General features: G+C 27.2%; 9 protein-coding genes, 1 tRNA gene and 2 pseudogenes. 6 read left to right on the top strand and 6 right to left on the bottom strand.

Annotation, left to right across the window (positions count from 1 at the left end):
• Positions 1-1,182, bottom strand: a pseudogene (locus Q1X91_RS12760) (hypothetical protein); the annotation flags it as partial.
• A gap of 3 nt (positions 1,183-1,185) precedes the next feature.
• Entirely contained in the window at positions 1,186-1,497 is a 312-nt protein-coding gene (locus tag Q1X91_RS12755; protein ID WP_300758171.1) for an SLBB domain-containing protein, read from the bottom strand.
• Positions 1,498-1,693: 196 nt separating this feature from the next.
• Between Q1X91_RS12755 and Q1X91_RS12750 the strand changes: the two genes are divergently transcribed.
• Positions 1,694-2,167, top strand: a complete 474-nt coding sequence (locus Q1X91_RS12750) for a chemotaxis protein CheX (RefSeq protein WP_300758168.1) — start codon at positions 1,694-1,696, stop codon at positions 2,165-2,167.
• A gap of 2 nt (positions 2,168-2,169) precedes the next feature.
• Positions 2,170-2,502, top strand: coding sequence for a hypothetical protein (locus tag Q1X91_RS12745; RefSeq protein WP_300758165.1), 333 nt, complete (start codon positions 2,170-2,172; stop codon positions 2,500-2,502).
• 9 nt (positions 2,503-2,511) lie between these two features.
• Here the strand turns inward: Q1X91_RS12745 and Q1X91_RS12740 are convergent, their stop codons facing one another.
• A complete protein-coding gene (locus Q1X91_RS12740; RefSeq protein ID WP_300758161.1) occupies positions 2,512-3,651 on the bottom strand; it encodes an HD domain-containing phosphohydrolase in 1,140 nt (379 codons plus the stop codon).
• Between the two features lie 106 nt (positions 3,652-3,757).
• Complete coding sequence (locus Q1X91_RS12735; RefSeq protein WP_300758160.1) at positions 3,758-4,762, bottom strand: hypothetical protein; 1,005 nt, start codon at positions 4,760-4,762, stop codon at positions 3,758-3,760.
• A gap of 161 nt (positions 4,763-4,923) precedes the next feature.
• On the opposite strand from Q1X91_RS12735, the gene Q1X91_RS12730 reads away from it, so the two are divergent.
• Together Q1X91_RS12730 and Q1X91_RS12725 are read left to right on the top strand one after the other, a co-directional pair.
• A tRNA-Leu gene (locus tag Q1X91_RS12730) sits at positions 4,924-5,007 on the top strand.
• A 26-nt stretch (positions 5,008-5,033) separates the two neighbouring features.
• Positions 5,034-5,390 carry a response regulator gene (locus Q1X91_RS12725; protein ID WP_300758157.1) on the top strand — a complete coding sequence of 119 codons (357 nt, stop codon included), beginning with the start codon at positions 5,034-5,036 and terminating at the stop codon, positions 5,388-5,390.
• A gap of 4 nt (positions 5,391-5,394) precedes the next feature.
• Here the strand turns inward: Q1X91_RS12725 and Q1X91_RS12720 are convergent, their stop codons facing one another.
• Positions 5,395-7,188, bottom strand: coding sequence for an ATP-binding protein (locus Q1X91_RS12720; protein ID WP_300758154.1), 1,794 nt, complete (start codon positions 7,186-7,188; stop codon positions 5,395-5,397).
• A 29-nt stretch (positions 7,189-7,217) separates the two neighbouring features.
• The gene (locus Q1X91_RS12715) at positions 7,218-7,823 is read right to left on the bottom strand and encodes an HAD family phosphatase (protein WP_300758151.1); all 606 of its coding nucleotides are present in this window, start codon (positions 7,821-7,823) and stop codon (positions 7,218-7,220) included.
• Positions 7,824-8,279: 456 nt separating this feature from the next.
• On the opposite strand from Q1X91_RS12715, the gene Q1X91_RS12710 reads away from it, so the two are divergent.
• Together Q1X91_RS12710 and Q1X91_RS12705 are read left to right on the top strand one after the other, a co-directional pair.
• Positions 8,280-10,343 carry a hypothetical protein gene (locus Q1X91_RS12710; RefSeq protein ID WP_300758148.1) on the top strand — a complete coding sequence of 688 codons (2,064 nt, stop codon included), beginning with the start codon at positions 8,280-8,282 and terminating at the stop codon, positions 10,341-10,343.
• Positions 10,344-10,382: 39 nt separating this feature from the next.
• Positions 10,383-11,906, top strand: a pseudogene (locus Q1X91_RS12705) (AAA family ATPase); the annotation flags it as partial.

Genomic DNA, 11,906 nt, shown 5'->3' with positions numbered 1-11,906 from the left:
TTCTGATGATGTTTCTTCTGAAGGGGATTCTTCTTCTAGTATATTATTAGAATCCAATAACTCATCATCAGTATATTCTTTCATATCCAAATCTGATGTCTCTTCTGCAGGAGTACTTTCTTCTGATTGTTCCTCTGATGATATCTCTTCTGAAAGGGATACTTCTTCTAGTATATTATTAGAATCCAATAACTCATCATCAGTATGTTCTTTCATATCCAAATCTGATGTTTCTTCTGCAGGAGTAGTTTCTTCTGATGATTCTTCATTATCTAATGGGTTTTCAGAGGCTTCTTCTTGCATATCAGAAAGCTCTTCATCTTCCAATATATTATTTATATCAAGAAGTTCTTCATCACTATACTCTTTCATCTCTATATCTGAAATATCTGATGTATCTTCTGACTCTTCATCATCATCTAAAGGATTTTCAGAAGCTTCTTCCTGTGTATCAGAAAGTTCATCATCTTCCAATATATTATCTATATCAAGAAGTTCTTCATCACTATACTCTTTCATCTCTATATCTGAAATATCTGATGTATCTTCTGACTCTTCATCATCATCTAAAGGATTTTCATTTTTTATGAAAGAATCCTCTAAATTAAAATCTGCAACAGTTTCAATAGTATTCAATTCATCTTCTGATAATGATTCTTTTTCGGCACTTTTATGAATATCATTTTCTTCTTTAGAATATATATTATCAACTATATAATTTTGGTCATTTAATAAATCTTCTTCTTTTTTATTGTCATTATCTTTTTTATCATCATTTGCTTCAGGATTACTTGATGCATTTTGAAAAAGAGAGGACATATCCAATTCAGAATCTGTAATATGATCTGCCGCCTCTAAATCATTTTCAGACAAACTTAAACTTTCTTCTAAATTTTTATATTGTTTATTTTCTTCATCTGTATATGCATTACTTGAAGAATCTAACTTATCATCATCTGCTTTTGCCTTAGCATCATTAAATTCTTCTACATCTTTATTATATTCTTTAGAAGTTACTACACTATGTATTTTTGGGCTGTCTTTATCAGTATTGCCAATAGATATTATGGGAAATTCATTCTCTTTAATTTCTATAGTTCTTTCTATAAGTTTATTAATATCATACTCATTGAGCGAGATGTCTTTATTATCCTCAAAAATACTAGCGAACTCTTTTTCCACTATTCAATTCTCTTCATAATTTTTTCTTATAGTTGAATACCTTTTTTGTATATTGATTGCAGTATCATTTGTAATAGGTGTATTATAATCAAATCCTAACGGTAAATAACCAAGCTCTGTCATTCCGCCGCAGAGTTCTAAGACTTCAGCTACTGAAACACCATATCTGCAAAAATATACACCTTGATTAACAACAGCTCCTTTTACTGTAATACTTATTAATTTATCATCAGTATCTTTATGAAAAATATCTATAAAAATACCAAATAAAAATATTAATAATATAAAAGATAAACAAAGTATTCTATCTCTCATGAGATTATCGGTTTTTATATAATTTTATTTAATGATATCATTCTTTTTATTTGTAGTCAAGATTTATATAATATATTATTTATAGTAAAATAATTATATTTTTGTCTTGATAATTTACACAGCAGATGTATACTGTTAAAAATATGATACTCATTTCCGATAATAAATAAAAATAAAATTATATGGTGTTATAAATATGTTTGACTTAGATGTAGTAAATGCCTTCAGTAAAGGTACAGTAATTATATTAAAAAGCTATTTTAATTCTAAAGTTGGAAAAGGCGATGTTAGAATATACAGAAATGCCAATCATGTGGGAGGTGTTATAGTTTTTGTAGGAATTACTGGAGATTTAAGCGGAAGACTTATGTTTAATATGAGCAAAGCTACTGCTTTTAAATTGGCTTCTGCTCTTAATATGGAAGCTATAACTTCAATAGATGATATATTCATCGCAACAATTAAAGAATTTGTTAATATGGTTGCTGGAAGTGCTATTAATGATCTCTCTACAAAACATATAGATTTAGATATGACTCCGCCTGCTATACTTATGAGTGAACAAATGTCTATGCTTGAAAAAGAAAATGACAAAATATTATCCATAAACTATAAAACCGAACTAGGCGAAATATTTATGAACTTAATCTTGTTTAATCAAGCTAGTTAATAATGCCTAAAATAGTACAATATTTATTAATATTGTTTATTATAACTTTCATAATAAAAATCATTATTAATAATATTGCTGTAACGATAAAATCGAACAAATTTATAAATAAATACTTCAAAGATGATAATAAATTATACTCTTTGGAGGAGGTTTCAAAAGCTTTTAAACTAGAAAAAGATCATTTCAGCAGGCTTTTAGAGACTTTAGAAAAATATCATTACTTCTCTTTCTTTAATAAAAGAGGAGTTACTATGGTTAAAGATTTCTACTCAAAATATGAATTAAAATATTTGGTAAGACTATTAAGTAAAAAACAAAAATTAAAATATTAAATAAGTATTTTACATAATTTCCTTAATAAATAAATCACTAGAAGCAGATAAATCAACAATTTCCATACCGTCGCTAACTGTACCATCAAGGTGTTTTACTATAGAAAGAACAGGTCTCAAAGGAAGATTAGGATTTTGCTCTATTACCCTAGCTATAGAACCATTTGATAATTTAACTCTTGTATTATTAGGATAAAAACCTATAGCCTTTTGAAATGCCTTCACAACATCACTGTCAAAATCTTTTTTAGCAAGCGATATTATAACCTTCACAGCTTTATCAGGGGTATAAGGCACTCCATGCTCTCCTTTAGTTATAAGATTATTAAAAGTATTGCATACAGCAACTATTTTACTGTAAAGGCTTATATCCTTATTATCTTTTTGAAAAGGATAACCGCTTCCGTCATACTTTTCATGATGTTCTAGTACAATATCTGCTATATTGTCATCTAAATTGTCTCTTTTTACAAGTTTATAGCCTTGTGTAGGGTGTTTTTTCAATATAGCTTCTTCATCTTTAGTGAGATTTACCTTTGTAAGCAAACTCTCCTGAATAAGAACCTTCCCTATATCATGAACCAAAGCACCAAGCATAATATTAGCCATATCTACTTTAGTTAAATTTAATTCCCCAGCTGTAATAGCAGCTAAAGTAGCAACATCAACTGCATGTTTATACATTGTTTCATCTTTTCTTTTTAGCATAGAGAGATAAGAATGTGCTTCTTTATTTTCTACTATAGAAGAAAGCATATTATTAACTTCTTTTTTCATAGAATCAAAATCTATACCGCCTCCTTGTTTGGCAGTTTCATATAATGATTTAGTTTTTTCTATAGTCATTTCCTTTTTTTTGGCAACTTCTTCACTATCTATTTTTAATATTTTTTTACCGTTTTCTTCAATTAAACCTCTTACAACAGCTTTTTTACCGTCTCCTGCCGTATTAACAGTATTCTCTTTTTTAAGGTCTAAAAGCTCCATTACGCTAACTGTTGTAATAGAGTTTCTTTTTAAAGTTTCTATAATATCTTTTGTAATTACAGTACCAATATCTACTATTCTTTTATCGTCACTATTATATATATTACTGGCTACTTTCATTCCCTCTTTTACTTCATTTAACGGTATAATAATTTTTGCCATTTAAAATCCTCTCTATATATAATATATAAAAATTATCATAATTAAACTATATAATATCATATAGTGATATATTATCAAGTAAAATAATTTTGCTGTAATAAAATTATTATGTATTCTTACCAAACCGTATAGATGTTACATTATATTTATTGAGCCTTAGTATAAACATAGCCACTATTACCGCCATAAAGAATGCTATTATTAAGAAATAATTGGCTATTGATACACTGCTTGCATTTTTAATACTATTAAGACGCTCTGATTTTGAGTTTATGCTTTCATCTATAGCATTCGCTTCAGATATATTACCGCTTTCCATAAGAGAGCCTTTTCTCATTCTTAAATTATCTATTTCTTTGATTATACTATCTGCTTCTCTGTCTTTTTTTATTTTTTGATAAAGATTATAACCCCATATTCCAACACCTACTACTGATAATACTCCTGTTACTATAATTAATACCAATATGACGAATCTTCTTTTCTTTATACTTAAATTTGATATATTTAATGACTTTGACTTTATATCCTCTATATGATCTGTTAATTCTTTAGAATCAGGGTATGCAAGTTTAGCCTCTTCTATGCAGGATAATAGATTAAGCATATATTTATATCTTTCAGACCTTTGAAAGTTTAGATAATATTTGTCTATTTCTTTTATTTTATCTTCTACTGTATGTTTTACCGTTTTTGGTTTGAGAAAATATGCTTTTTTCTTTTTTTTCTTCTTTTTACCACTCTCTTCTTCTTGGCTTTCATCATTAGAGGAATCATCATCTTCTAATAAATTATTTTCATTATCAACATAGCCTTTATCTAGCTTTCTAATGCCTCCTAATGTACTTTCCTGACTTACTGTATTTCCATTCCTATCTTTAATCTGCACTCTTATGCCGAATGTATTTCTAAACATAGCTTCGGCACTTTCTACGCTTGTGTCTTTATTAATAACTATAAAAGCCTTTTGATTTTTTCTAGGGTCTGATATCTCAAATAATTTTATATTATCTGATTTATGAGCCCCTTTATATATTCCAAGCGATACGCCGAACTCCCTGTCAAAAGCATCAAGAAGTTTTGATATAGACATGTCTAATGTAATCTTCATAACAAACCCTCGTTATATATGATCATTTTATCATATTTTACAATAAATAAAACATATATACACAAAAAAAGAAAAAATATATAACATAATACTTGATTTTTATTAAGTATCATTTATAATCTAAGCAATTAAAAATGATATTATATTACTAGTATAATATTGCCGAGATGGCGAAATTGGTAGACGCAGCAGACTCAAAATCTGCCTGAGGCAACTCAGTGAGGGTTCGAGTCCCTCTCTCGGCACATCAATACCTTAAATGAGTTTGCCTATGAATTACTCAGCTATAATAATAGATGATGATAATAACCGCTCCAACAAAGTAAAAGCGGCTCTTGAAAGCTCATCTATAGAAGTGTTTATAGCTGAAAATCTTTATGAGCTTATAAGTAAAATATATAAATATAGTATAAGAATATTGGTGTTCAATCCTAATCTTGTTTGGATTAATGTTATAGAGTTTATAAGCGAATTACAGAAAATGCCTGAATTTGATGAGTTTACTATATTCTTTCTCTATGAAAATATAGATTTGGATATGGAAAAAGAAGCCCAAAGACTAAATATCACTTGTATGAAATATCCTTCACATATAACTAAATTGATCAGTAAAATAGAATCTTTATAATTTTTTACGATTCTGTCATAAATTTTATAAAAAATGTTGTACCCTCACCAACTATTGATTCTACCTCTATAGTGCCTTTATGCTCAGATATGATTTTTTCAACTGTGGCAAGCCCTATTCCAGTACCTCTATCTTTGGAAGTAAAATAAGGTTCAAAAATTTTATGCAAATTGCTGCTTTCTATTCCTATGCCTGTATCTGTTATACTAACTATGAAAAATTCATTTAAATCTATTATCTCATGATATGAAGAAATATATATTATAGAGCTTTTAGAGTTTTCCATAGCCTCTACAGCATTTTTTATTAAATTTCTAAATGCCATTATGAATTTTTCTCTATCCATATTGATAAAATGATCATGTCTGCTTAAAACAACATTAAATTGTATATTATTAATATTTTTGAAAGATTCTACTACCTCAATAATAACACTATTAATAGACTGTTTCTCATCAGAAAGTTTAATAGCAAAAGAAAACTCTGAAAAAGATTTTATAAGACTTGATATTACATTAGCATTCTTTACTATAATACCTGTAGATTTTTTTGATCTTTCAACATCTTTTTCTGTCATATTTATAGATAATTTTCTTTCAATAAGCTCAGCATTCATTATTATAGGCATAAGCGGATTTTTTATCTCATGTGCCACTTTTATAGCAGCCTCCCTCCAAGTCTCAAGCCTAGCTCTTGTATTTTCTCTATCCCTGTGGTATTTTAAAGCCCTAGCCATTACATTAAACCTATGAATCAAATTTCTCATATCATGTACACCGCCAAGTTTAATATCTATATTAAAATCAGCATTAGTTATTGAATTTGTGGCATTAAGTATCAAACTTATAGGTCTTGTTATGAGCCTTGACAGAGCAATACCTAAAATTATAGAAAAAAATGTTGATATACCAAGTATAAATAAATATAAAAGATTAAGTATTACAGAAAACTCATTTGCAAACATATTAACAGAATTATATATCCTAAAAGCCTCCAAAGCACTATTTCTAATTTCTATATAGTTTCTAGGCATAACTTCAGACCATATTACATAATTATTAGTGTAAGCTAGAGGAATTATAGCATTTACATAAAAAAGTCCGTTATATTCACTGTTTACAAATATAGTATCATTATTATTGAGTTTATAATTAATATCTAAAGGTATATAATTTCCAGAATTAAAGAATATTATATTGTTACCATTATAAGAATTCGATAAAAAAACTATATTATTAAAATATTCTGATTCTTTTATTTTTTTGTATATACTATTATAATCAAAATTTCCAGATTTAATATTTTTATATAAATTATTGAAATAATCTATCCCAGCTTTAGAAATAGTATCTTTCATATAGTTTCTTTTATTAATTATTTCAGTATTTGACAAATCTATTATATATGATACAGAAGAATTAAGGTTCTGATCTAAAAATAAATCTAAATTACTTTTAATTATATAAGTTGATATTTTACTTATAAAAATACTAGGCATAACAGTCATAAGTCCCATTATAAATACTATAACCAACTTTAAATGTGAACCTTCTTTTTTAAGTATGGCATCTATTATAAACTTTATTACAAGTATAATTCCAATTATTATACTCGTAAATGGGAAAAAAATAACAGAAAATAGATAAAAAGGCTCAGCTATATTAGAAGGCTCATATATAAAAGTGCTTATCCACACAGAGGCTATAAGACTAATCAATGTAAATACAGTAATAATAGTAGGAACAACTATTCCATATCTTTTTTTTATATTATCAAATATATTCTTTATAAACTTCATATTATTTGCAGATAATATCTAGTAAAACATTATTTATGCAGCACTTCTTTTAAAATCATATGCATATCATCTATTTTTTTAAGCTGAAAAGCATTTATTCCCATATCTACAGCTGTTTTTACATTATCAGCATTATCATCTATAAATATGCATTCATTTGCATTCAAATTAAATTTACTCAAAAAATATTCATAAATATCTTTATTAGGCTTAATCATTTTTATATGAGCCGAAATAACTCCTCCAATACAAGTATTATCAAAAAAGTCAGTTTCTTTTCTCAAAACCTCAAAAGTTTCAGAAGGCATATTAGACAAATAATATATAGAAAATCCTTTATCTTTGTATTCTTTTAATAAATTAATATTGTTATGATGTTTATTAAGGCATAATGTTAAAGAAGTATCAAAAATTTTATTTATAAGTTCTTTATATTTAGGACATTTATCTATAAAATATTTTCTTGAATCCTCAAAGCTGATTTCTCCCTTATCCATTAGATGCCAATTCTTACTTCCAAAAGTATTATCAAAGAACTCTTTTCTGTCGCTCTCATCTATATATTCATCTAAAATACTGCCAGTACTAAATTCATACAATACATTACCAACATCAGAAATTATATTTTTAATCATACCAAATCCCTTATTAAATAAAAAATAAATGTAATTATTATTATATTTTTCTAAAAATGTTTGTCAATAGTAATTATTATGTTAATATATTTTTTACAGTATTGACAAATAATAGAAAAGCATTTATATTGTATACAACTCTGCTGTTCTCGTTAAGCGATTGTACATTCTTGCGCCAGTATAAATTAATGCATTAGGGATCTGGAGCGAAGCATTAATGATAGGCTCGCCGGTATCGCGATACGGTTTTGAGAAATCAAGGTCATGTTTCTGAGGAACCCACCTGACGCGAAAAGTCAGGCGCATTTATGTCGTATACGGCTCAGCGGAGGTCTTTTTTATTTCTCAAATACCATTTCAGTCACAAAATAAAACTTTCAAGTAAAATTTGCTTTAGCCGATAACTAATAGTAGTTTTTTATATACTCAACAATTTTTATTAAAGGCTTAAGCATTATGAATGAAAACAAAAAGCAACAAATAATGAAAACTATACTTGGTTTGATGATATCATTTCTCATTATATTCATAGCTGCAATGTTCGCTCGTGCAGCAAGCAATACTATACTTCCAGAAAACAGCACTGTATCAGTATTTATAAATGATTATTTAGATATGATGATGCAAAGAGTAGATAAAATAGCTGTGAAAATGAAAATAAAAAGAAATAGCGTATCTGAATATCAGGTTAATTTAATTACTCAGTCAATATCCGATTATGTAGGATATAGTATGTATCAGACTGCTGAGTCTTTAAAAGAGTTTAACCCTAATAATAATGCTTCAAAAGCCCAATTAGATAAATATAAAAATAATTATTATAGAATGACTGTAGAAAATCCATATTTAAGAGGAATGACTGTATTTAATTCTGAAGGAAAAATGCTTCTTAATCTGTACTTATCAAGAAATAAATCATGGCCTTTAGAACTTCAGGATACTTTGATAAATGAAATAAAAACAAAAGGCTCTCTAGTATTAAATGCCACTAATGAAAATGCATTCTATATAATGGAATACATAAAAAATCCTTATGGAGAAATAATAGTCGCTACTAGAAATGATTATGCTTATGTATCAGATATAGCTATGTATTATCAGGTAGCTGATAAAAGACTTTATGTAAGCGACTCAAGAAACGCTGTATATAATGTAAGAGAATCTGTAGGTGAAAACAATATAGAAAAAGTTTCATCTGTAATAAACAGATATGCATACTACAAAAAACAGCCTAGCTTTATAGTCAATGATTCCCTTTCAGTTTCTATGATAGGAAAAGAGTATCCTAATTACTTTGAACTTATAGTACTAGCTATCACTGCTTTATTAATACTTCTTTGCCAGCTTCTAATAAAAGGTGTAGCAGCATTCTTTAAATATCTTATGCAAGTTAAAAGCAATAAAGATTATGTTGAAAGTGTAAAAGGAAGCGATGAACTTTTAAATAAAAATATTGTAGACGCTGATATACCTAAATCTAGTGCACTTGAAGAAATGCCGCCTATAATACAGAAAGTACATTATAAAATACCTGATGAATATATAAAAGAAAATAATAATGAAAATACAGAAGAAGAGTTCCATATAGGAAAAGATATATTAAATATAGTCTCTTCTATTAAAGAGGAAATAAATTTATGCAGAAATAAATTTGCAATAACAAAAGAAGATTTAAAAGAAAAAGAAGAGCAAACAGAAAATATTAAAACAGATGATGAAACAGATATAGTAAATGAATCAGAAGAAAATATTACAGAAGAAGCAGGCTCTGAAGAATTAGAAGAATTAAATAATTATAATGATGAAGAAATAAATATAGAACATGCTTTTGAAAATATAAATAGAGAATTGCAGGAAGAACATGCAAAAGCTATTGAAGAAGCATTCGCTTTAGAAACATTAGAAGAAGAAACATTAACAGAAAATACAATCACTGAAGAAGAACTAAAAGTTAATGAAATATCAGAAATTACAAACAATGAAGATGCCGAATATATAGAAGAGCAAACTGTAGCAGACAATAGCAGCAATGAAGAAGAAGCAAAAAATAAAGAAGAAGTATTTATGTCAATCTCTGATGATGAGCTGGAACCTAAATCACAAGATAATTTTATAGCTAAAACTTTATCTTTGGATAATTATAAAATAGCAAAAGAAGCAGAAGAAAATAATTTAGAATATAGAAAAATAGACGGAGAAGATATATTCAATAAAAAAATAATAATAGATAGTTTAAAAGATAAAAAAGAAGAGGATAAAAACTTATTCATCAAGAAAAATGATGATTACAAAACAAGCGACTCAAGCGGTATTAGTAAGATTATATTAAATTCATACAATAAAGCTATAGATGATATAAAAACTTCAGAAGATGACAGCAAAGAAGAAAAAGATATAAAAGATACAAAAAAAGAAGATGCATCAAGAACAGATGATGTATTTGCCGCTTTTGATAAAATGTTATCTTCTATAATAAGCAAAGCAGAAGAAGATGCTAAAAGAAGCATAACAAAAAAATAAAACAATATAAAAATAGTGTAGTTTTTTAGAGGAGATTATATGTCTGATAAACATGGTAAGATATCTGTCTTTGTATATATATCTATTTTAATAAATATAATAGTTCTTGCTTTATTTATAACATTTGTATTCGGACTTAAAAAGGATGCATTTGATGTTGATACAAAAAAGCTTGACAGAAATGCTTTGATTTGTCAAAACAGTATAGTAAGCCTCGTAAAAGACTATGATGACAGACTTAATAAAATAGTAGAAAGCTATCCATTTATAAACTTACTTCAGCAGGTTATATTAAACGGAATAGATGAAGCAGAAAGAGACAGAATAATATCAATATTTAGAAGCGGAAACTATCCTTTTGATACTGTAGCATTATATTTAGCAGACGGTAAATCAGTATTTTCTTCTCCTGTAAAAACTAAACCTGTAGATTTGGAAAGCTATAAAAAATCTAATGCCAGAGCATTCTTCGATAAAGATTATGACGGTGTTTATTTTGTTAAGCCTATTAAAAATGACAGAGGAATAGAAGTAGGATATATAGTAGCAAGTGTATTTAAAAAAATATTTGAAAATACATCTTACAACTTAAACTTTGTAGTTCTTCCTAATGGTGTTGTATATCATAACCCTTCTATAGATATAAACAGTATATCAAGAGACAGTCTTACACAATATATGGATAAAGATATTGGAAGTTCTGGAACTATTGATGTTGATAATAATACTTTTACATTTTATTCAAGCAAAGTTAAAGATATAGATAATTTTAGTATTGGTATATTAGAATTAAATGTACCTATTATACAGAAATATTTAAAATATATTATACTTGCTCTTTTAGCTTTATCATCATTATTTTTAATAACTACTTCATTACTAGAAAGAAATAAAGTTAATGAGGATAATGAAGAAGATAATGAAGAGGATAATGAAGATGAAAATATATATGATGAAAGCGAACCGCCTATAAATAACTATGATAATGCCAATATTGTAAATGATGAAGAGTTTAATATAGATGACTATAATATAGATTCATTAGATGATGACGGTATAAAATATTTTAATAACAAAAGAGACAGAATTACAAAAGCAAATAAAGTTGATCTTCCTAATATAGATGATGTAGAAGATATTGAAATAAAAAAAGATAATGAAGAAGATAATGATGATAATGATGAAAGTCTAAAAATAGGAGATTTGTCATCTTTAGACGATGTACTTGAAGATGGAGGAGAAACCGCAAAAGATGATGAAGAAGATAATGATAATGATGAAAGTCTAAAAATAGGAGATTTATCTTCTTTAGATGATGTACTTGAAGAGGATAAAAAAGAAGATGAAAGTATTAAATTAGGAGATTTATCCTCTTTAGACAGCATAACAAATGATGAAGATTTTGATGAAGTACCTAATTTGGACGATATCATAGATGATGACGAAGTGCCTAACTTGGACGATGTTATCAATGATGATGATAGCAAAGAAGAAGAAAATAAAGATGATGATACTCCAGAGATGAAAGAGTATACTGACGATGAGCTTCTTGACGCTTCTCAT

Source organism: uncultured Brachyspira sp. (genome assembly GCF_949287625.1).
Lineage (GTDB): Bacteria > Spirochaetota > Brachyspiria > Brachyspirales > Brachyspiraceae > Brachyspira.
The sequence above is the reverse complement of the archived record's forward strand: the minus strand, read 5'-3'. Positions and strand labels throughout refer to the sequence as shown.